This is a genomic window from Micromonospora thermarum (genome assembly GCF_012034245.1).
GTDB lineage: Bacteria > Actinomycetota > Actinomycetes > Mycobacteriales > Micromonosporaceae > Micromonospora > Micromonospora thermarum.
The window spans coordinates 169025-193294 of the sequence record NZ_JAATEO010000006.1; the positions used below are offsets into that span (position 1 = coordinate 169025).

General features: G+C 69.0%; 5 protein-coding genes. 1 reads left to right on the forward strand and 4 read right to left on the reverse strand.

All coding sequences use genetic code 11. The features are described from left to right. Positions 1 to 94: 94 nt before the first annotated feature. On the reverse strand, positions 95 to 1222 hold the full coding sequence (locus tag HCJ94_RS08105) for an alpha/beta hydrolase (RefSeq protein WP_168000339.1): 1128 nt from the start codon (positions 1220 to 1222) through the stop codon (positions 95 to 97). Between the two features lie 141 nt (positions 1223 to 1363). Beyond that, positions 1364 to 2110: an alpha/beta fold hydrolase gene (locus HCJ94_RS08110; protein WP_168000340.1), complete on the reverse strand. Its 747-nt coding sequence runs from the start codon at positions 2108 to 2110 to the stop codon at positions 1364 to 1366. A 213-nt stretch (positions 2111 to 2323) separates the two neighbouring features. Here HCJ94_RS08110 and HCJ94_RS08115 point away from each other — a divergent pair, with 213 nt between their 5' ends. After that, positions 2324 to 3733 (forward strand): FAD-dependent oxidoreductase, encoded by a 1410-nt coding sequence (locus tag HCJ94_RS08115; RefSeq protein ID WP_168000341.1) that lies wholly within the window; start codon positions 2324 to 2326, stop codon positions 3731 to 3733. A gap of 78 nt (positions 3734 to 3811) precedes the next feature. On the opposite strand, the gene HCJ94_RS08120 is transcribed toward HCJ94_RS08115, so the two are convergent. After that, on the reverse strand, positions 3812 to 12076 hold the full coding sequence (locus HCJ94_RS08120) for a hypothetical protein (RefSeq protein WP_168000342.1): 8265 nt from the start codon (positions 12074 to 12076) through the stop codon (positions 3812 to 3814). 1685 nt (positions 12077 to 13761) lie between these two features. Beyond that, complete coding sequence (locus HCJ94_RS08125; protein ID WP_168000343.1) at positions 13762 to 24030, reverse strand: hypothetical protein; 10269 nt, start codon at positions 24028 to 24030, stop codon at positions 13762 to 13764. Between the last annotated feature and the right edge of the window lie 240 nt (positions 24031 to 24270).

Consider the following 24270-nt stretch of genomic DNA (forward strand, 5'->3'; position numbering starts at 1 on the left):
ACGTGCCGCCTCGGCTGGGACGGGGAGAGCCTGCCGGCGCCCGTTGTCCAACCGGCCCCGAGGGGCGCGGACGCGGGCCGAACGGTCGGGTGTGCTACCAGGTCGGGGTCAGGTGTTCGGCCCTGGTGGTGACACCGGGGATGGGGCGTTCGCCGGTCAGGATCACGTCGAAGGCCTTGTTGTCCTTCAGCGTCCGCTCGTAGTACGCGGTGAAGAACGCGACCGCGAAGTCGCGCTGAGCCTTGTCGGAGGGTCTCGCCGGATCGTTCGGGCACGTGCTGTCGTCGCCGTTGGCGAAGCCGGACGCGTTCGACCACACGGTGTTGAAGAAGTTGTGGTTACCGCCCACGAGGGTCATCAGGTAGGCCGGTACCGTGTTGCGGCCGCGGGAGTTGTCGAAGTACTGCCGGTCTCCGGTGCCCCAGCAGGTCGCGGACACCACGGCGAACGGAATCTTGGTGATCAGGGTGTCGCTGACGTCACCCTCCACCAGTTCGAAGTAGCGCGAGGCGAGCGGTACGGCGGCTTTGATCTGCACACCCTGCGGCCAGTCGGTGCGGTGCTTGTCGGATGCGTGCCGCATCACCGCCTCGCCGGCGACGGAGTGGCCCATGGTTCCGACGCGGGTGAGGTCGACCCGACCGCGGAAATCGACGCGCGCGGTCCTGCCGGTGGCGGCGTCGACGAACGCGCCGTCCAGCGGTCCGCCGCCGGTAGCGCTGAGCTGCTGCCACATCGCCAGATGCCGGTTGATCAACCGGGCACGCTGGACGGCGATACCCATGTGGTGGTTGATTCCGTTGGCGCTCAACGAGACCACGACGAAGCCCCGCCGGGCCAAGGCGTCGCCGAGGTAGTCGTACCCGCGATAGCTCGGGAAGGCCCGCACGCCAGGCGGGCAGGGCCAGGTTTCCTCCGCCTTGGTGTCGCAGGCGATGTTCTGGCCGTGCAGAATCATGACCAGCGGCATCTTGCCGCTCGGTAGCCGGCGCGGGTAGTGGACGACGGCCTTGATCTCGGACTTTCCGGCCCAGTCGGGCGCGTCGGTGAACGCGGTGTCGCCCAGGTCGTATTCGAGCACGGCCACGGCCCCGGCTCGGTCGCTTCCTGCTGCGGCCGACGCACCGTCGCTGAGGCTGATGATCGAGTAACGTCCGACGACGACCGTCAACAGCATCACCACCACCAGGGCGGTGATACGCGCGGTTTTACCGGTGGTCACGGCGGTCTCCATTCGGTCGGGGTGAGCGGTCGCGGTCGACCGTGTCGGCGCGATGTCAGGAACGTGATGGCGGATGAATCGAGGGGGCACGTCCGGCTCACACCGGTCTGCCCGGCTGTCACGACCCGGGTGCGACATCCCTCAGTCCAGGCTCGTCCAGAAGTCGGTCAGGACGGCGGCGGCCTGGGAGGGGTCCTGAAGCATCCACCAATGCCCGGTTCCCTCGATCACCCGCACCTTGGCACCGAGATCGCGGGCGACGTCGGCGGCGAGCGACCCGTCGTCGAACGGGTCGTCCGGCGCGCTCAGGACCAGTCTCGGTGCGGCGCTGACGGCGATGCCGGCACCCCAGTCGGCGAACGGATTAGGGGTTGCCGACCGGTACAGGTCGAGGATGGATCGCCCCATCTCAGGGTCGAACCGGTCGTGCATGAGCAGAGCGTCGGCCTCCGGTACGCCCATGCTCCGCAGGCTCTCGGCAACGCCGTACGGGTCGGTGTGGGAGGCGCGGAGAGCCTGAGCGATGAAGGACTCCCCCTCGTGCGGGGTCTGCCAGACTTGAGCAAGGTCGTGCCAGACGTACGCCTTGTGAAGGATGCTGGCGACGTCGATGGTCCAGCTGCGCAGCGGCACGTCGAGCGCAGATGCCACCCGGTAGGTGAGCAGTGCGCCCCAGTCGTGACCGACCAGGTCGACCGGACCGGGCACGCGGCGCAGTTCCCGTGCGAGCCATTCCGCGTGGTCGTCCTTGCTCCCGCCGAAACCGTCCGGCCGCCGGGCCCCGAACCCCGGCAGACTGAGCGCGATGCTGTCCCGGCCGATGAGCTCACGCAGCCGGTCCCAGACTTCGCAGGTTTCAGGAACCCCGTGGACGAACACGACGGTCATGTTCTTCTCCCTGAACGACAGAGGTGGCTGGACTGCCGGACCGAGACCTCCTCGGTCCGCAGGCACCATGATTGCCGGGCCGGGCGCTCACTCCCCAGATCGCTTGCTGCTCACGGGAGCGCCCGACCCGGGTGAATGGCCAGCTCGTGGGCTGGAAAGTGAGCAGCCTCGACCGGGACAGTGCCTCCGCAGTCCGACCAGGAGGAGTTTGTCATGACACATGCGGTGATAGTCGGAGCCGGCCCGGTGGGGATGGTGACGGCCATGCTTCTCGCCGCAGACGGTTACCGGGTCAGTGTGCTGGACCGAGACCCGGCCGAGTCGCGCGACGCGTCCGCGTCGGTCCGTGGCCACTGGAGGCGTCCCGGGGTGGGGCAGTTCGGGCACACCCACGTCCTGTTGCCGGCGGGTCTGGCTCATCTGAAGCGCGAACTACCGAACGCGGTCGCACGGTTGACCGAGCTTGGCGGGCGTCGTCACAACATGATCAGCGGTGCGTGGAACGTCGGGGCCGTCGGCGATCGGGAGCCCGCGGATGACCGATTCGACACCATTGCCGCACGGCGGCCAGTCTTGGAGGCGGCGCTCTTCGCCGAGGTCAGCCGGACACCTGGTGTCAGCGTCCGTTGCGGCATACGGGTGACCGGACTCCTGACCGACGACGGTCGCACCCCAGGGACCCCGCACGTCACCGGGGTTCTCACCGATGACGGCGAGCAGATCGAAGCGGATCTGGTCATCGACGCCTCGGGCCGCAACTCGCGGCTGCTCGCCCTGCTCCACGACGTCGGGGCGACGCCCATTGAACGACGCGCGCAGGTCGGATTCCGCTACTACACCCGGTACTTCCGGTCAGACGTCCTGCCCACGCTGCCCACGTGGCCGCTCACCCACCACGAGAGTGTCTCCGTCATCGCCCTGCCGGGCGACAACGACACCTGGTCGGTGACTCTGGTGACGTCGGGCCGGGATCAGGACCTGCGCCTGCTCAGCAGTCCCGACGCGTGGCACCGGGCGGTTGCCCTGTTCCCGAACGTCGCGCACCTGGCGGAGGGCGAACCCATCAGCGGGGTGAACGCGATGGGAGGGACGGAGAGCAAATTCCGTCGTTTCGTCGTCGACGGGAAGCCCATCGTTACCGGACTCTTCGCGGTGGGCGACGCGTGGGCCACCACGAACCCGCAGTTCGGAAAGGGGATGACGGTCGGGTTCGCGCATGCCGCCCTACTGCGGGACACGCTACGCGTAACGGGGTCGGACGATCCTATCGACCTGGCGCTGCAATTCAACGCGGTCAGCGAGGCGTCGCTGACTCCGGTGTGGGAGGAGACGGCCCTGTGGGACAGCCACCGGTTCGCTGAGATCGACGCCGAGATGCGCGGGGAGGCATACGTCACGGACGATCCCGCGTGGCATCTGGACGTGGCCGTGAACGCGATTCATCTGCTCGATCCGGAGATCCTCCGCGCGCACGCCGACGTCGGATGCATGCTGGCCGGCGTCGATGAAGCCGTCCTCAAGACCGGATTGGCCGAGCGGATCCTCTCCCTGGCCACCGGTGCACCCCGCTACGCCGAACCCGGCCCGACCCGTCGGGAGCTCCTAGCCGCTACGACCGGGTAGTCCCCGGCGGGGCGTGAAGCGGGGGACGTGAACTGCGCCCCTCGCTTCACACCCCTCGCCGATCCCGACCGGCACGGTTCAAGCACAGTCCACGACGATCCTGATGATCTCGTTCAGCGCCGCCTCGTAATCCGCCCGCTCCTGTTCCGATCGGCTGGCGTCAACGCTCAGCCGTTCCCTCACGCTGTCCAGACGCCCCACCCACTCCATCCGGTCGGCACCGTTCAAACAGTCCTTGATCTCCCGCAGTCGATCCGCGATCGCCTGCGTCAGTTCGTCCCCGGTCCACAGTCGCCCACCCACCTGGCCGACGGCGGAGAGAATGGCAGCGGCGGCATCGTCAGCCGTGCCCGAGCTGGTGGCCTGCAGCAGGCTGACAATCTGTGCCACTGGCGCGGCGCGCCCGGCCAACAACGGCGCGAACAGGTCACCAACCCGATGCCCGGCACGCGGATGCATCAGATACGCATACACCAGGTCGGTCATGCTCAGCAGGAACGACCCCGCGGCATCCGCCCGGCCGGTCAGCTCGGCGAATCTACCCTCGTCCACCTCGGCGAAGACTCCCTCGCCAGCTGGCTTCGTGAACACACCACCAGCCAGCATCGTCAGCAGTCCCTTGGCCAGCCGGGCGAGGCCATCCTTGTCCGCCTTCACCAGATCGCGCTCGGTCACCGAGGCGAGCACACCCGCGACCGGCCCACCAAGGTCACTGTCGGCCAACCTGTCAACGACGCTCGGCGAGAGTCGATCCCGTACACCGAGGACCAGCCTCGCCAGTTCGTCGCCAGTGAACTCAGCCAGATCAACCGGCTCCGACTGAGCCAGATCCAGAACGATCTCGCGCGCCGTCAGCGCACGGTCGTCCGACCGCGTCAGCATGTCCCGCAACGCCGCCCGGCTCTCGCCGCCCGCCAACACACCCCCATGTTCGTCGAGCAGCCTCCGCGACTCGACCCAGTCCTCAGCCGCCAGCCAGTCGGCCAACTCCGTCGGTGGCACCTCCGACACCGGCTGCGCCTTCCCAGCCGCCGTGTTCAACAGCGCCGACGTCAGGTTGTCCCCGAACCACTCCAGCACGCCGTCCGGACCGCGTACCACCCACACATTGTTCAGGGCGGCAAGACCATCTCCGGCCGCCTGTCCGGCTGCCCGGTACACCAACGCCACACCCTGACGCCCGACAACCCCGATGACGTCCTGCGGCGCACCACTGGTGGAAATCACGACCGGCCGCTCCCGCCGCCAGCGGTACCGTTCCAGCAACGCGTTCAACGTGCGTAGCACGTCCGACCGACCCGCCGCGTCACCGCCCACGTCCACCAACACCACCGGCGCCCCCACGTCGCGGGCAACCTCGGCAACTCTGGGCAACATCCTTAGCCGCTCATCGTTACCAGCCCCGGCGACCACCCGGACATCGCCATGGGACGCCACACCCGGAGGCAACACCAGATTCCAGGCCACCACCGGCGCCTCGACCGGCCCAGCCAACGCACCATGCGGACCGGCCGCCCGCACATCCGAATCGTCCAGCCGCCCATCGGTGACCGTCCGCCCGGTCAGCCCGTCCGCTCGGGTGGTCCCGGCATCCCGGTCGGTCACCGTCGCGGTCCGCTCCCGCTCCCGGAGGTCGTGCCGCGCGGCGGCTGCCTCGACCTGACCACGCTCACGCCTCCCGGCTTCCCCGGTCGGCCGGTCCGGCGGATCCGCCAGCTCGCCAACCCCCTGCCGCGCACCGGACTGCGGAAGGCGCGCCTCCACGACCACGGCGAGTCGGCGCCGTTTCGACTCGCCTACCCGCCAGGTGGAGGATGGCCTGTATCGCCACCGGGTGGTGCCGGTGATCTCCAGCAGGACGTAGCTGTACACCAGTCCGGCGGGCTGGCCGCTCGCGCTTCCGCCAGGGCTGTGCGGCAGACGGACCGCGCGGCTGTCCGCGTTCTTGCTGGCGGCGGACGTCCCCGCGGCCTCGCCAGGGCCGACGGTGACCGCGAAGGCGTTCAGCTGGCCCAACCTCAGGTTCCCTGGCGCGTTCTTCAAACCTTTCGCGACGACGGCGTCGTCGATCAGCGAATACAGACCGGGAGCGGCCGTGGCGGTCACATGCCCTTCGCTGCCGCCGGAGATGCTCGCGGCGCCTGCGCTGCTCCGGTGGTGTTCGACGATCGGGTTCGTGTGGGCACCGACAACGAATTCCTCCGCCGCCCCGTCACCGCCCACCATCCGGTCGGTCGACGGCTTCCACCCGGTCATCCCGATCACCTTGACGGTCAGGTCTGCCTCGATCGTGGTCAGCCCCGTCCAGCCGGTGCCCGTGAACGTCCGGCGCGCCCCTGCGGGCTCGAACGCCGCCTGTAGGTTGGTGAGGCCGGTCACCCCGACGAAGTACTCGTCGATCTCACTGCTGCCGGTGAAGCTGCTGGCGATACCGGGAAGTGTCTGCTTGGCCAGCGTGGCGAGTTCGCCCTCGTCATTGATCCAGCTCAGTTTGGACTCCGGTGGCAGGCCACCGAGCGTCTGGTCGTCGGGACGTTGCCACGCCATCACGTCGCGCTCGGTGAACCTGCCGGGCGCACCGGTGACGGCGGGCTCGGTCCGCGAATCGGCGTGGAACCGGCTCGGCCGGCGGTACCAGGCAGGCGGCTCGGCCAGCAACGGCCGAGGGCTGGTGTCACCCTCCGGGACCTCGACCGTGGCGACCACGTCGGCAAAGGTCGGCGGTTGGTGCGGCCGGTTCCATCCCAGCCAACTCGCGACAGTGCCGACCGCCCCGACGACCGCCTCGACCGCCAGCGGCCCCACGGCGTTCCGTGGCGACGCCTCCATCGGTCTGGTCAGTACCTCGATCGTGAACCGCATCGGGATGTCGAAGGGAACCATCGCCCCGGATGACTTGACGACGTTCTTCCGGTCGTGCCGGTCCCCGGAATTCCGGGCGGAGCGGCGAGCGGCCGACAGGTCGGCGAATGCCGCGGGGGACCGCAACGAGAGCTGCATGCCGGAACGGGTGTACCCCACGCCGGCCCGGATGCCGCCGGACCAGACCACACCGTCTCCCCGTTTCGTGCCGTGCCCCGCCTGTTCGTGGTCCTCCATCCCGGCGTTTCCGGACGGGCGACCGAAGATGCTGCGCAGGGCCTGGGACGACCCCGGCGTGGCCTGGTAGCCGACCGCCGGCGCGGCCTTGAGGACGATTCGCCCCATGATCGCGCCGCCGTGTTGGGTGGTGACGAACGGCACCCACGCCACCGCCGGCTCCGGGTCTTCACCCGTGCTGAAGTAGCGGGCGGCGGCCGTCCGCAGCATGCCCCGGGAGACCAACACGGTCAGCTGCTGGTGCAGGCCGGGAAGGTACGTGTTGGAGCCGGGCCGGGTCGCTCCCGGCACCGCCTTCTCGACGGCCGTCATCGCCAGCTCGTACAACCCACCGGCCGGTCCGGTCTCCTTCACATTCCGTACGGTCGCGTCACCGAGCCCGAGCCGCTCGACGATCCGCCGCGGTGGGTAACGGACGTCGGGGCCGGTCGGCGGGGGCACCAGGGCCGTGTGGCCCGCTATGGCGCGGGCGACCCTCTCGTCCTCCTCTACCTGCCGCAGTCGCGCCTGTAGGTCCCGCTCGACCTGCTCCGGCAGCCCACGGATGGGTGAGCCGGCACGCTGCATCGCCCGCCACACGTCGAACAGCTCACGGAAGTCCACGTGCGCCTCGATGGTGTCGGGCACGTCCACCGCCCGCGATGCCATCCTGGACCGGTTGCCGCCGCCCGCCTCGACGATGTTGCCGGCCAGATTCCGGTCGGCCCCGACCAGCCTGGCCACGTAGGTTCCCGACATCCGTAGCGTGTGAACAGGCCCGTTGTACGTCGGGATGTTCTGCTTGAGAGAGGTGTTCGACTCCGCTCCAATGGCCGACCGCATCCGGGAGCCCCACAACGCGGCCGGCACGCCCAGTCGCCACGGCCCGGCGATCGAGAAGGGCAAGCCGACGCCGAGAGCGCCCAGGTGTCCACGCCCCACGGCCTGGGCCCGTGTCACGCCGCTTGCGGTGGTGGTCGAGTCCTCGTGGTAGAAGTCGGGGAGGTTGCCGCGCCGGGACTGCTGGTACTGCACTTCGCTCGGGTAGAACCGGAGTGTCAACGACCCTTCGCGCCCCGATGCCGCGCCGTCCTCGAAGAGGTCGTCGCTGCTGTAGACCTTGCCGCCCAATATCTCGTCGATCTCGGCCCGGAGCTTGGTGGGGCTGACGAATGCCCGGCGGAGTTGCGCCGACGCCGATGCCTCGTTCACCGGGCTGGCACCCGACAGGGTTTTCCCTGCTCTGCTCGGGGCATCCCCGAATACCTCCTGGAACATCTCCTGGAAGGCCCTGTTCAGCTGGGTGGAGCCTCCCGCCCTGGTGATTCCCGGCAATGGCCCGAACCGCTGCTCGCCCTGCCGCTGGAGCCCTCGCAGATCGGCGTCCTCGACGGGTCGCGGTGCCGGGGAGTCCGGCGCCGCGGTGGGCGAGTCTGAGGTGAGGAAGTCCGGCACCCACGCCCGCACCGATCCCGGCTGGGCGTTCGGCGTCTCCGCTCCGGTCACCGGGTCACGGTTCTCGTAGCGCCAGAAGGGGTCGTTGTCACCGACGCGGTACATCTCGGCGGTGAGTCGGAACCGACGCCGGAACACCTGGGACGGTTCGTCGCCAGGCCCGATGGTGACGACCTCACGGCCGAGGCTCGCCCCGGAGGTCCGCTCCGACGACACGTGGCGGGTGTGCCGATAGGGGCCGACCGAGACCGGCACGGTGCGAACCGGCGTGCCCTCCCCCAACCCGAGGACGACGACGGGCTGGGGCGGGTCCACGGCGGCGAAGTCTCTTTCCTGGTGCGTGTGGGTCAGCTCGTTACTGGCCTCCACCGCGTTCCACACTGTGAGGTCGGTGGTAGTCCCCTCATGGCCGACGGCTTCCCCGGACACCGTCCAGCGCACGAGCACCCGGTTGGCCCCCGTGGCGGTCGACCGGTCGAACGCGACCCACAGCCCCTCGCTTTCAAGTTCGTCCCAGTTCGCCATCCGGAAGTCGTCCGAGGTCACCGTCAGCAGGTTCACGAAATTGCGTACCTGCTGGTGGTTCGTGTCGCCGAGCGCGCCGCCGGTCACGGCGGACAGAAGTCCGGTACCCGTCGGCAGGAAGCCCTCCTCGGCCAGTCTTCGGCGCACCTCGGCGTCCACGCCGATGTCGTTGCCGTCGGACACCAACGGCGACAGGGCGAACTCGTCGAGCGTGGCCAGTCCCATCCCGCCGCCGTGTGCCAGCCAGGCCGGCGCGAACGTGGGTGAATCCCCCGGTGCCGGCGGGGTGATGGTGGTCGGGACGTATCGCACACGGGCGCCCTCACCAGCCGCGGTCCGCCCGTGCCACGTCGTCGACGGCGCGTTTGCGTCGTCGACTCCAGCGTCCGCGAGCAGCGTCACGGTCCACTCTATGTCGGACTGGGCGAGCCAGGCGCGCTTCAACCTACCCGGCCGCTCGGGGTCACTGCTCGACTTCCAGCCCTTGCCCAGGGCCGTGCTGCTACCCGCGTTCAGCAGGTGCCCGCTCGCGGTGCCGCCGGTAACCGCGGTCTGCACGCCGCCCATGGTGTATGTGCCGGGCTCGATCGTGTCCTCGATCGGGTTGCTGATCATGGCGACGCCCACACCGGCGGTCAGCTCGGTCGCGTTCCACAGCCCGGCGGTACCAGACGTCCGGACCTTGTTGACGTGAATGCTCTCCATCGAGGTGTTGTCGGTGAGGGTCACGCGCCTTCGGGGCGTTATCGTGGCCCGCAGCCGAAGCACTCCGAGGAAGGTCCCACGCCGGTCGTAGAGCGGCTTGGAGATCAAGCCTTGCCGATGCAGTTTGGAGAATCCACCCTTCAGGTTCCGCTCGCTCAGGAAGTCGAGCAGGTGCTTCTGCGATGTCGCGCTCAGTCGCTCAAGCGGTCGTTCGCCACCCACCCACAGCCTCTGCCGCAACTCCCGTTCGATCGCCCCCGGGTCGTCCAGCCCGTCCAGCAGGATCTGAGGGGAACGCACCGATCCCTCGGACTCCTCCAAGTCGACGACCGCGCCCCGCGGGCGAGCCAGATGCTCCGGGAACCACAGGGTCAACGTGTTCGGGTCCGGTAGTGGAGGCCGTGACGTGACCGCCGGTCGCACCACGTCCGGATGCACCGAGGTGACCTGGACCCTCCAGGTCACCTTGTAGGTGTGGGGGTGGTGGGGTTCGCGGGTGCGCATCACGTAGCCGTGCCCGACGCCCTGTTCGACGGTCGCCGACCGCCGGAACTCGTTCACCGTGAATCGCGCACCACCGAATGGGGCGACCACCCGCAACCACGGAAGATCCCCCATCCCGCGAGTCTGCCGGTAGAACAGCGGCAGATTCCGGACGTTGTGCGTACTGTGGTCGTCGTTGACGGCCTCGTTGTACGCCGCCTTCACCTCGCCCTCCACGTTGTCCAGCCGCAGCCCGTCCGCCGGCACCGTCGGCGCGGCGGGCTGGTCGTCCGGACGGGACAGCTCGGCCCACAGGGTCAGCCGCAGGGCTTGCCCGTCGTCGCCCACGATGTGGGCGCTCCCGCTGTCGGTCACCAGGGTCGGCAGATCGGAGGTGAGCGCCTCTCCGGTGAGCAGCTCGTCGATCTCCCGCAAGATCTGTTCACGGACGTCAACGGCGGGAGGGTGGTCACCCCAGTGGTCGTCGACGAGCTGGCGTACCTCGTTGCGTAGGGTGTCGGGTACGATGGTCGACCGCTGCATGCTGGCCCCGAGGTGCAGCAAGCCGTTTCGGGGATCCGTCAGGTCGGCTTGCGCCTCCCGGCGGGCCTGCCACCGCTGGACCACCGTGTGCTGCCCGTCGACGCGCCGCTGTGCGTCGTTCCACGCCGCCTCGGCCAGCGCCTGATGCTCTGCCCGCTCCGCCGCGGTCTCCCGTGCGGCGGCCGCCGGCCCGGCGAGCGCATCCACGCGGATACGCGCATCGTCCCGCTGGCTGGTCACCGTCCCGATCCGTTCCCGAATCCCCTCCAGCGCGGCCGTTGCCTGGCTGTGGTCGCGCTCAAGCCGGCCGGCTGTCTCGGTCAGCCGGTCCAGCGCATCCGCCTGCCCACGAACCTTCTCCTGCGCCTCGGTGAGCCGTTCTCGCAGCGCCTGCGCCGCCCGGGCCCGTTCATCCGCCCGCCGCACCAGCTCAGCGCGGTCCGGTACGCCCCGCTCCCCCTCCCCCGCAGGCCCCCGGTCGAACAGCTCCAGCGCCTCCCGGGCGGCCGTCGCCTCCTGTTCCGCCTTGTTCGCCGCTTCCGCTGTTCGTTCCGCGTGCTGTTTCGCGATGGCGAGGTCGGTCGCGACGACGCCGGCTCCGTCCCGGGCAACGACCAACTCATCAGCCAGCCGCTTCACCTCGGCAGCCTGCTCACTCAGCGTCGACTCAAGGCCCCCCAGCTCCCCGTTGAGCGCAGCGACCGTTCGTCGGACATCGTCCAGCTCCCCCTCAAGGCGGCGCCTCTGTTCCTCCGCCTCACCGTGCAACCGCTCCGCCTCGTTCCGCCGCCCCTGCGCATCGTCGAACCCGCGCCGCAGATCGCCCAGGACCCGATCCGCTGCCCGCCACCGGTCGAACGCCTGCGCCGACGTCAGCTCCAGCTCCGGATCCGGCATGGTCCCCGGCGCTGCCGACTGGGTGTCGCCGAGTCGGCCGACCACACCCTCCGCACCGGAGCCGAGGTGGACACCCACGTCAGGGCCGTCGACGTCCACCGCGCTGATTCCGTCGAAGGGACGCACGACCTCGTCCCCGACCTCGTCGTTGACGACATCCCACGCCTCCCGGTCGAGCGGCGTCAGCAACTGCCACGACCGGCCTTCCACCGTCACCACATCGCCCCGCCGTCCCCGGGAGCCGACATACAGGTCGTCAACCGCGGCGAGAACATCACCGACAGCCGTGCCGCCCGCCTGGGCCACCCGGGCATCGAGCACACGCTGCGCGAACCCGTCCGACACCGCGCCCGCGCGGCAGGACAGCAACGCCAACGGAGCAGAATCCGGAACGACGTCGGCGACGATCGCCATCAACGTCGCGACGTCAACCAGGACCGATCGTTCCCGCCCATCGGAATCACGAACCGGCACCCGGGCGTAGCTGGCCTCATGCCGCACCACGAGCGCGGCGAACTCCCCCGGCGGCAGAACCCGTTGCGACCTCAGCGCCGCCCGGTCCGCCTCGGGCAGGAGAATCACCTCACGCCGACCATCGGTGGCCTGCCGCGACCCCACGACGACCTCGGCGCCGTCCGCCGTCCACCGCCCGGTCACCGGATCCTTCGTCGCGGTGACGACGGCCCCCGGTGCCGCCGGTTCGGACACGAGGGCGTCCGTCAGGTGCAGCTCGGCCTGCGGGTGCGTGCGGTCCGTGTGGATGAGTTCGGCGCTGTCCCGGTACGGTTGCCCGCTTCCGCGATCGGTCGCCGATCCAGGTGCGACGGCCTCCGGTGCGACCGCCGAGAGCGTGGCCGGGTCCAGCACGGAACGGATCGGGTCGTACCCGGCCGGTCGCCCGCCGACCCAGTGCGGGACGAGCGTCATCCTGAGCTGCGCCGGGATGCGTACGAGGAACTCGGCCGCCCGGTCGACGACGTCGGACGGCGCCGCCGTGCGGGAGTTGTCCACCACAAGGACCGGCGACGACCCAGCCGGCTGCTCATCCAGCCGGACAGCGTCGCTGGCGGATGCGGCGGCCGGCCGGATCACCAGGCCCCGGCGGAACTCCTCGACCACCCAGTCATCGGTGAGCCGGTAGGTTCCCGCGGCAACGCCCGGACCCAACCCGAACGGCCCCTCGGGACGGCTACCGGCCCGCCTACCCGGCAGAATCCGTACGCTGGACGCGAACGGCAACAGCGTCGGCCGGCCCACCTCGTCCACGAACTCCAACCGCCTGGAACGGAAATCCTCGATCCCACGCACCGGCACCTGAACCGACACCGCACGCTCGTCCGCCGCAGCTTCCAGCTCTTCGATCGGCGGCACGGTCTGCACTGCGCCCAGGTCGAGCACCACACGATCGACCACCGCACGTGGCAGGTGGGCCAGGTACCGACCCAACATGTCGGAATCGAGGACACCCTCACCAAGCACGATCCGGATCGGGCTTCGACTCTCACCGAGCGCGTACCTCAGCACCTCCTCGCCATCGTTCATCTCGCGGAGTGTCAGCACCCCACCCTCGGCCGTCGGAAGAGCGAGCCACTCCCAACAGTGCGTCCACGCAGGGGGGGCGGTGGTACGGATGGACATGGTCGGTACCTCCTTAGCCTGCCGGGCCGGCCCGTCCCACAACGGCCGCCGACCGGCCGAATGCCGCCGTCAGCCGGGCCGTCGCCATCACGGCGTCCCACGGCCCGCCGGCACCGGGGTGTCGAGCGCCAGGCATCGACAGGTCCTCTTTCGACCGAGCTGCCGACCGCGCCGGTACGCCATGTACGGACACCAATGAGGATTCGTTCATATGTTTTTCCTGCGTTACGTGGCTGCTTCCGTTGTGCTACGGATGTCTCGCGCGCCGGCATGGCGGCGATCGAGGTGAGGCCCGCCGGGTGCCGGCGTCGGACCCGTACAGGTGGGGCGTCGCGGCGAGCCACCCGACGCAGGGTGAGAGGCGTTGTCGCGGTACCTGCCGTCGATGGTCACGGGCGGGCGACCGCATGCCGACGGCCGTAGGTTCCCGCCGGCAGCCAGATCACCCGGTCTGGGCACATCTCCCGGGGTGAGGTTCGGCGCGGCCCCGCCAGTATTCATCCGGCCTTGAGGCGCACGATCGACTCAGGGCCGGTGTCGAAGTCCTCGGTCGGGCCGAGGCGGAGCCCAGGCGGCGTCCGGCAAGGCGGGGTCTCGTCCGGGATACCAGTGTTACCGGCCAGGCCGGTGGGGCTTTCACTGGTGGTGGGCTCGGTGCCGCGCCGGGGAGCGCGGCACCGAGCCGGTCTTGGCCGGTGGGCGAATCAGCAGTCCAGAGCGGTTGTGGTGATCTGCTTGATGGCATCGTCCCTGCTCTGCCGATCCGGCTGGTCGGGTAGCTGATCGCGCAGGCGGTCCAGACGGCGCAGCCACTCCACCCGGTCGGTACCGTCGAGACAGTCCTTGATCTGCTCCTTCAACTCCCCGGTGATCTGCTTCTTCATCTCCTCGGTCGTCCAGGACTGACCACTGAGCACCCGGTCGACCGCGTCGAGGATCGCGGCCGCCCCATCATCGGCCTTGCCCAGACTGGTGGTCGACACCAGACGCGTCAGGTGCTTGACCGCGACAGGATGCCCGGCCAGCAGCGGCGCGAAGATGAGACCGGCGCGACGCACACCATCCGGCTGCATCAGATACGCGTACACAAGATCGACCATCGTCAAGGTGGTCGACCGCCCGTCCCCCTCCGGTTGGTCGAGCGTAGCGACCAACTCGTTGAACCTTTCCTCGTCCACCCCGTTCAGGACGCCCTGCCCGTCCGACCTGGTGAACACCCCCGCGGCCAACATGGCGAGCAGATCCCGGGCCATCCCCGCCAGAGCACGATGGTCCAACGCCTTCACCTGCTCGTCACTCATCTTCGCGAGCTCACGCCCGACCGGCCAGGAACGCCTCCCGGCAGCCCGAACGAGCACATCGTCCGCGAGCCGGTCGAGCACACCCGTGGCCAGCTTCGCCAGGTCAACGCTGGCCATCCCGGCCAGGTCGATCTCCTCCACCCCCGCCGGGGCGTTACTCGGCAACGCCACATCCAGGATGGCATCATGCGCCGCCAACCCACGATCCACCGCCACCAACCGATCCCCCGCCACAAACCCACGATCCCCCGCCACCAACCCACGATCCCTCGCCGACCGCGCCACGATGTCCCGCAGCGCGTTGCGGGACCACCGTTCGGAAAGAATCTCCGCGTGCGTCATGAGCAGACGCCGCGACTCAACCAACGCCTCCAGCGTCACATCGCCGCCCGGCTCCGCCCAATCCCCAGCAGACAACCACTCGACCAACTCAACCGGCGGCACATCACGCACCGGCCGCGCCCTACCCCCGGCCCAGTCCAACCCCTCCGCACTCAGCGTGTCCCCGACCTGCCGCACCACCCCATCCGGATCACGCACCACCCACACATTGTTCAACGCGGCCAGCCCACCACCGGCCGTCGCCGCCGCCTCATGCACCAACACCACGCCCTGGCCATCCACCACGGCGGTCAACTCCACCGATGCGCCGCTGGTCGACACCACCACCGGCCGCTCACGCCGCCACCGGTACCGCTCCAACAACGCGTTCAACGTCCGCAACGCCCTGGCCCGACCCTCCGAACTCCGGCCAACATCCACCACCACCACCGGCACACCAACACCCGGCACCCGGCCACCAACGGGATCACCAGAACCATCCCCGACCACCCCGCCAACCCTGCGCAGCACCGCGCCCGAATCAACACCCGACGCAAGGACCCCCAGGGCATCACCAACGGCCTTCACCCCATCGGGCAGAACCAGTTCCCACGCCACCGGCGGCGGCGGTTGCAGCAGAGCCTCGTCGGCAGCCTGTTCTGGCACGAACGACTCAAGCAGGTGCGCGGTCGTCGGCAGGAACAGCAGGTTCAACGGCTGGTCGACCGGAACCGACGCCAGCGCCCCGGTCGCACTGTTGATGAAGCTCACCCCGTCAACGGTGCTGACAACGTTGAGGATCCCGGCGATCGGCTTGCCGTCGCGCATCGCCACGATGCCCCGGACGCCCGGCTCGGCCGCCAGCCGCCCGGCCAGCGCGCCCAGGGTCTGCGCCCGCTGTCCCCGCTGGTCCACGAACCGCCCGAATTCCCGGCCCGGATACCGCGCCGTCAGATCACTGAGGCTCTCCGCCCGCTTATCGATCAGCTCCCCGGTGAAGGTCTGCACCTTGGCCGACAGATCCGGGCGGTATGCGGCGGCATGCTCGCGCGTGGCGAGCAACGTGTCGACCTCTGCGGCATTCTCGAGAACGTACAGGTGACGGAGGGGACTGGTGTACCCCCCGTCATCGTTCCAACCGGCCCGCCCATGAACGGCGACAGGTATGTTCGGCCACTGTCGAGCGACGAAGAGCCGACCGTCGGCTTCCGCATCCGTGCGCTGGTGCATCACCCGCACCGACCGACCCTCCACATCACGGCGCCGTGTTACCACCGCCGCCAACAGCGCGTCGTCCAGCGCCGACGCCGCCGCCTCCGTGTCCTCCCCCAACGACTTCAGATACGCCAGCTTGACCGCGGCCTGCCGGACCTGCTGCGAGAGTCCAACGAGCGGCATCCACAGCTCGGCGGCGGTCGCGGCAACGCCCGGGACCTCGCGGGCCGCGATGCCGAACTGCTCGCGGTCCCGGAGTAGTTCGAGCGCCCCCCGCAGCAGGTCACGCTCCGGGCGGTACCAGTCCAGCATCTGCTTGGCGAGTTCCGTGGCCAGCGGCTCGACCTGGGCGAAGCGTCCGCCGTCTGCGTTCAGTCGCGGCAACGACAACTGTGCCTGGCGGTACAGCGTCATCGGATCAGTGCTCAGCCTCGACGCGAGTGCGAACAACCCCGAATCCTCGACCTCAGCAAACTCTGCTGCTAATTCGACGTTCGGCACCACGCCGATCCGGAGGCTGAACGTGGTCACCCACTCTTCGCTGAGCCTCAGCTGCAGTGCTTGTTTCCGGGCGAGTTCGCGCATGTTGAGAGACTTGGCGAGCTCGTCGATGACGAACCAGACATCCGCTTTGCTCGTGTTCGGAGTCAGGAGCACGTCCGGATCGACGCGGAGCGTCTCGGTCCACCACCGCTTGAGGTGATCACGCAGGTCATCATCGTGCTCGACCTCCGCCCGGCGCAGCCCATGGTCGCGCATGACGGCCTCGACCTCGCGGAGGGCCACGCCGACGGCCGTGGCACGGCTGTCCAGCCACGCAGTCCAGTCGGCCCACAGATCAGGGTCCCTCACCGCCTCGACCGACTCGGTGATCTCATAGTCGATCGTCGGCAGGAACAAGAATTCGACCGAGCCATCCGTGGGACGATTCGCCAGCCCCCCGGCTGCCGCGTCGAGGAGGATCACCCCAGCCTGCTCCGGCCCGCCGGAGCGCGTGACGACGTTGAACACCCCGTGGCCCGCGGAGCCCTCCGCGGACCGGTACACCAGGATCCCGCGCACGTCCGGGCGGTCCGCCAGGTGCGCCAAGACCGCGGTAATGGCACGGACCGGCTGCCCGTCGGCGCCCAGGAACCGCACGAAGTCCTTGCGGTAATGGGCGGCCAGCCCGGTCAGGCTTGACACCGCGGCGAGACTGCCAGGATCCAGGTTGGGTGTCGCGAGCAAGGTGTCGAGCATCAGCGCCCGGTGGGCGGGCGACGTCGGCGGGACCTCGGCGACGCGACGTAGCTGAGGGAACGTCCGGGCCGCATACAGCTGGCGCCCGGCAAAACTGCTATTACCGCCGTCCGGCTCCGCTTGCGCGACCAGCACCGACTGGCCGGCGGTCCCCTCCGGCTCTGAGACGACCCACCACAGCTCCTCGTCCAGATTGATATCGGGCGCCGGCGGCAGCGGGTCTCCTGCCGGGCGGCGGTCCTGCAGCCACTCGCGCACAACGGCTCGTGCGATGTCCTCGTTCAGATGGGTCAACACGTACCCGGAGCGGACGGCCATCGCCGTGAGCGCCGGGACCTCCCCGAACCTGAGTCCGTAATACTCGTGTCCCACGGCGAGCACCAGAAGTTCGTCAGCCGGGTACAGCCGCGGTTGGTGCCGCTTCAGCCAGCCAGGAACCCCCCGGATCTCCTCGGCGACCCACTCCACCATGCTGAAGCGTCCGCTCCCGGCAGCCCCGGCGGCCAACCGGGACAGCTCGACCGGCGGCGGCTCAGCGACGAACGCCCGTGGATCGACGCCCAGCGCCGACGCGAGCGCCAACAGCAGACCGGAATCCTCGATTCCCAGCTGGTCGGCGAGCTGCGGCAGATCATCCGGCAGCCTCCCGATCTGCAGGCCAAGCCCGAACACACCATCCCGGCTGACCTTCAGCGTTGCGGCGACGCGCTCCAGCTTCCCGTCGGTCAGGCCGAGCTCGACGGCAAGCTGGGCGACCAGACCCTCCCGCACGGCACGGAGGGCCTGTGTTTTGTCCTTCTGCTTAAGCCAGTCTTCGAGGTAACTGAGCACCGGGTCCGTGCCCCATCGGTCGGAGACAAACGGCCCAATGGCCAGAACGACCTCACGCAACGCACCCGGGTCAACATCGAGTTTTCTAGCGACTTCCCGCAACCCGCCGTGACTCAGCCACGGCCGCTCATCGAAATCGGCATTGATTGCCGTGACCTCGATACCCAACCTCGGCGCGAACCATTCGCGTACGAACTCCGGTGTCACCTCCGCCGGAGATCCGAATTTCTGCTGGACCGCGTTGAGGACGTCCGGAATCTCGGCGGTGGACGCGCCGAGACGGTGCACGACCTTGGCCCATTCGACCAACTCGCCGGCCCGGCCGGCAGACGGCGTCGCTTCGGTCCGCAACTCGTTCGCCAGAGCGGGTATGGCCTCGATCGGTGACCCGTTCAGGCTTGCGGCGAATGTGTCGTCGAACTGGATCTTCGCCGGGTCGATCCGGTGGGTCGCCGCCAGCACGAACAGCTTCTTCGCGTTGGTGATCCCCAACCGTCCCGCCTGCTGCTCCAGGTCAGTGGCCGGGCGGCCGATCGCGAAGCTGAAACCAGAAAGCCATGGGTAGGAGATATCCAACCGGCTTGCGGCCGCCTTGATGTCCTCAAGGGACGACGACTCCCCGCCCTGCCGTCTCAGCAGCCCGGTCCTGATCGCTACCAGCCGCGCGAAGTCGTACCAGGGTTCACGCTTGACGCTTCCGGTAAACGTAGCCGGGTCAAAACCGAACACGCCAGCGAGCCATTCGTCGGTCCGCGCTCGCAGGACGTCATCATTATTGAGAACTTCCAGTGGGATGTCACGGTCCGCCATCATCTGCAGCAGGTGGGGAATCGGCAGACCGCTGGCTTTTACGCGTCCGACAACCCATTCATTCACCTGGTCGTGCGGAGCACGACGAATCGCCAGCGGCCGCAGCAGTCGGGTTTCCACCCGAATGCGGCTCACCAGATCGAACAGGTACCGTCGGCCCACGCCCCACTGGTCGGCGAGGGTAGGGATGTCGTGCGGAACCCGTCCGATCGACTCGCTCAGTTCTCGCACCGCGTCGAACGGCACACCGACTGCCACGGCGAGGCGGTGGACCTGCACGAGTTGCTGTCCGGCCTCGGGAGACAGATCATGCAGCGGGGTCCGGGAGCGGTCCTCGTCCAGCCAGGTGTAGAGGCCGTACAGCTCGGTTTCCTCGACCCTGTACGTGCGCTGGAGTTCCCCGACCCACTGCGGATAGCGCGACACCACGGCGTCGACCACGGCCTCGGCGGTGTCCCGCTTGACGGGAGCGAACGTGTTCCACTCCAGCCTGACCAACAGTGCCACCAGCCGAGGGTCACGCTTCAGCCGCGCCGAGGCGGCCAGCAGAGCCGACACGCCGAGCGGCGCTCGCGGGCTCGTCGCGAGTGTCACCAGATCGTCCGGGATGCGTTCGGCGGCGCGGGACACCGTGAGCAGATCCGCCAGCAAGGACCGCCGCGGGCGGTGGGCGGTGAGCCAATCCGCCCGCTCGCGGAACTCCGCCGCCAGTCCGACGACGGCATCCGCCCGCCGCTCCAGTGGCGAGTTCAGCACGGACAGGTTCTCACCGGCGAACGCCCGCGGATCGACACGCAGGTCCGAAGCGAGCGCGAGCAGCCGCCAGGCGTCGACACCGTGCTGCCGCGCCAACGCCACCGCATCAGCAGGCGCTCGACCGATGTGCAGGCTGAAACCGAGAAGCCAGATGCGACCGACATCGAGTTGACCGGCAAGGATCGACAGTTCGTTCGGGTCCGGGACGAGCGTCTCCACGAGCGGCGCCATCCCCGCGGCCATGCGTCTCGGGTTGAACCATCCGGCCGCCATCAGGCGTGCGACATCAGCGGTGTCGATGCCGAAAATGTTCCCCAGCCACCCGGCTGTCTCAGCCCTGATCCGCTCGTCAACCTGGCGGGACGTCAGGCCCTCCAACGCATCCACCGTCAACCCGGTGGTCCTCATCATCTCGAGGAGCATCGGCCCGTCCAGGTCAGCCTGGACGGCCCAAGTGTAGATGCGGTTCGCTATCTCATCTATTGAATCCTCGAGCTCGAGGCCCCTGTCGTAGGCTCCTATCACTGGGGCCAGCAGGCGCGGATCGGTGTCGAGCCCACGTGCCAACTCGAAGAGCCGAACCGGTTCGAGGTTCCACCGCTCCGCCAGCACCGGCAGGTCGGTCGGCACCCGACGGGTGACGGCGCTGAATGCCAACATGTCGAACGGGTTCACACCGGATCGACGTGCGGTGTCGGCGATGTCCTCCACATCCAGGAAGCGAAGGCTCTCCCGGTACGGCTGCAGCGACTCCCAATCCACGCCAAGCCGTTGCGCCCACCACTGGATCAGCACCGGGCTGAGCTCGTGTCCCGCCGGCACCCGGTACTCGTCGTGCTCCCGCAGCCGGGCCGCCTGCTCGTTCAACTCGTCACCGGCGGCGTCGACCAGCCAGGGTCGGGCGGCGACGCGGGTGAGCTCGCTGAACTGCGCCCCAAAGGCACGGAGGTGCACATCCAGCAGCGCGCTGGCCTGCTGCAACTTCTCGTACGTGGAATTCGGACGTCCCGACGACCATCGCTGCAGCTTTTTGGTCGCCATGCCCAACGCCTCGATCAAAAGCGCGACCGCCGCGTCAACCACGCCGATGCTCGCCAACTTGGCCTCACGAAGCCGTCTGGCTCGTAGTGCGGGGCTGTCCTTGACAAGAGCATCTCGACGCAGGCCGTCGAAGGTGTCTCGCGCTGCCGCCAGCGCCTCCTCGCCGAAGAGTTGAGCCTCGCCTTCACGGACCACCACGTGCGCGGCAAGCGCGACATGGTCGAGGATCCCCTTCTGGTCGAGTGTACTGAACTGTTCCGACGCAGCAGTGAGCGCTGCCTCGATGTTTGCCCCCGATCTGCCGTACTCTTTGATCAGTTTCCTGATGCTCACCGCGACGTGGAAGATCGTCTGAGCGACGGAGGCCAGTGGATCGACGACCGTCGGCCTCTCGTAATCCCGCAACTGTTGATTGATCCCCGATATGGTCTTAGACGCATCCCGGATGTCCGCGTGCGCCGACTTGAGGACTTGTTCGCTCTGCTCGGCGAGTGCAGCGGATTGGACTTCGTCCGCGAAGTCGAGAAGGTATTGGAGTTCCTTGGGGGTGAAGCCCTCCTCGCCCTGGCCGAGATTGGAGCGGCTGGCGAGCCAGAACAGCCGGGCCACGCCGTGGCGTTCGTCCACGCCATACCGGACGCGGTGACTCTGCTCGTCACCAGCGGGCGCCATCGGCGCCAGCGATGCCGCCCACTCCTCCAGCCTCGCCCGCAGATCGTCGGCGCCGATGCCGTCGGGGAAAGCGTCGGTGCGGAGCTTCGAGACCAGTTCCCGTACCGGCAGCAGGTGCCGCGGGTCCACGCCCAGCCGGGCGGACAGGTCCAGCAACGCCGCGGCCGGGATCCCGAGGCGATACGTCAGGTTCTCCAGGTCCGTCGGTACCCGGCCGGTCACCGTGACCAGCCCCACCAGCGCCCGCACCTGCGCGGAGGTCAACCCGAGCCGGCCGGCCGTCTCGATCATCTCCGGCCAGCCGAACCCCGGCATCCCCAACAACGTCGCGACCGTGTCATCCGGCACCTCATGCGACGCCGCCCACCGCCGGAAACCCTCGGTCCAGTCCCGACGCGCATCAGAACCCACCCGCGGCCAACCCTGCCGCGCCAACCTCCGCACCAGCGACGCCACCCGCCCCGCCGGCACATCCCCGAACACGAAATACAACAGCGACTCGAAATGCCGAGACGGAACCAACGACTCCAACGCCCGCACCGGGACACCCAACGCCCGGCCCCGCCCGACCAACTCAGCCAACGTGCCCGAGTCATGCAACGCATCCGTCCCCACCAACGCATCCGTCCACACCAACGGATCCACATCGTCGGCCTCGGACGCCAGCAGCGACCGAACCTCCTCGGCGACCACACGACCCTGCTCCCGCTGGGCCGCCACCACATCCGCCCCGGACAAACCCTCCACCGAGACGGTCAACTCACCATCCTGACGCAGCCGCCCCACCGCGTCCTCGACCGCACCCGGAAACACCTCATCCGACAGGAACGGCAGGTCCTCGACCGGCAGCCCCAACCCCGCCGCCAACCCCACCACCGCCGACGCACCGGCAAGCCCCCACCGCTGAGCCAACGCCTCCGCGGACACCCCCACCCGCAGCCCGGGATCCTCCCCCGACGTGACCACCGCATCGACATCCGACAACCCCGACCGCACCCCAACAAACGGCCCCTGCGGCACCCCCAGACGCTGCCCCTCCCACCGCAGCACACCCCGCGCCAACTCCACCGGCAGATCAGCCAACAACTCCAACGGCACACCCCGCCGCACAACCGACCCGACAACCTCCACATCCGCACGCGTCAACCCCAACGCGGCACCCAACTCCAACAACCACACCACATCGCTGTCGGTACGCACCCCCACACCCGACAACGCCACCCGCAACCGGTCCAACCACGACCCCGACGCCGGCGCCAACCCCGCCCACTCACCGACCGCGGCCCACACCCGATCCTCAACCAACCGCAACCGCACCGGATCCACACCCAGATCCCGCGCCAACGCATACACCGGACCCGGCCCGAACAACCCCATATCCCGCGCCAACCCCGGCAGATCATCCGGAACCCGCCCGATCAACTCCACCCACCGCATCAACCGGTCAACCTCAACCGGCTGATCAACCACCCCCAACACCCGAACCAAACCCAACAACCGCGACGGACCAGACGGCCCAAACACCGCCCACTCCGGCCCACCCAGCCGCTCCATCTGGCCAACCGTGAAGTGGCCCAGAACATCCGCCTCCACCACCTCATACGACGGCGGCGGAGACCACACCACGTCTGGTGTGGCACGGTGGGGCGACGCGACCTGGTCACCAAGGGCGCCGAATCGGGTGTCGGCGGGATCGACGATCGATGTCTGGGCGGACTCGGACTCCACAACCGACGTCAGCAGATCGGTTCGCACCGCGTTGCCGACGTCGATGATCCGTACCCGGATGTCGACCGCGCCGGCCAGCGTCGATCCCCACGTCCCCGGCGGGGCCGTGGTCGACGCGTTCGCGATCCCGTCCCACTGGTCGAAGGCGCCTGCCGGGACCAGCGCGGGCAGGCCATCGGTCAGCGGCAACCACTGCACACCGCTACCCGAGGTGTGGTACGCCGCCCAGGCATGACCGATCCGGCCCGCCGAATCCCCGACAGCGGCCAGGCTCGGCGGGGCCGCCAGCACCTCCGCCACCGCACCCGCACCCGCACCCGCCAACGCCCGCTCGACGTCACCGGGTGAGCCGACCCGCACCCACCCGTCGTCCGAACCCCACCGCCGCTCACCCCGCCGGGTACCCACCCACATGTCGTCGACCGACCCGGTACCCCGCCGACCCGCCCCGACGACGGCACCCGCACCACCTTCGGGGCCACGCCCACCCAGCACCGACCGGCTGAACTCCTGCAACACCACCACGCACCGCTCAACCTCCGGCGCACCCGCCGCACGCGTGCCCCGAACGACGGCCTCCTGCGCGATCGTCTCCAACTGCGCGACGTCAAGCACGCCCCGGCCGGCCACCCGGCCCTCCGGCAGAACCCGTACGCTCCGCGCGAACCGCGACAGCGTCGGCCGCCCGTCGGCGTCCACCCACTCCAACCGCGCGGAGTCGCCATCGTTGATCACCCCGACCGGCGCCTGGACCGGCAGCGAGTAACGATTGGCCGCGGACAGCAGATCGTCCTGCGACGGCGTGCCGGACACCTCACTCACATCCAGCACCACGCGCCCCCGCACCTGCGGCGACAGATCAGCCAGATACTGACGAAGCATCGGCGTACCGAGCACACCCTCACCGAGCACGATCCGGATCGGCTCATCGCCCGAACCGAGCACCCGGCCCACCAGGTCGTCGCTCGCCTGCGTGCGGCGTTCCAGCACCGTGCCGCCGGCGGGGATCGGCGTAACCCGCCACTCGCGACAGTCGGCAAAGGAAGACGGAGCGGTCATGACGGAAGAACCTCCCTAGCCTGCCGAAGGCCACGCCTCAACAGGTTCAGCTCGACAGGAATCACCGGCACGGGACCGGTACTTGACGGACGGCTAACGACGTGTCGACAGATCCACCGGCTCCCGCCAGCCAGCGGGACACCAGCAGTACGGTCGCCGCCAACACGGCAGCGAGAGCGACACGCTGGCGCCCTCGTACTGCTCGGCCAGGCCGGAGCAGATGTCGCCGATCCCCGCGCC

Coding starts and splice junctions, on each gene's coding strand:
- HCJ94_RS08115 (WP_168000341.1), top strand. CDS start 2,324: ATGACACATGCGGTGATAGTCGGAGCCGGCCCGGTGGGGATGGTGACG.
- HCJ94_RS08125 (WP_168000343.1), bottom strand. CDS start 24,030: ATGACCGCTCCGTCTTCCTTTGCCGACTGTCGCGAGTGGCGGGTTACG.
- HCJ94_RS08110 (WP_168000340.1), bottom strand. CDS start 2,110: ATGACCGTCGTGTTCGTCCACGGGGTTCCTGAAACCTGCGAAGTCTGG.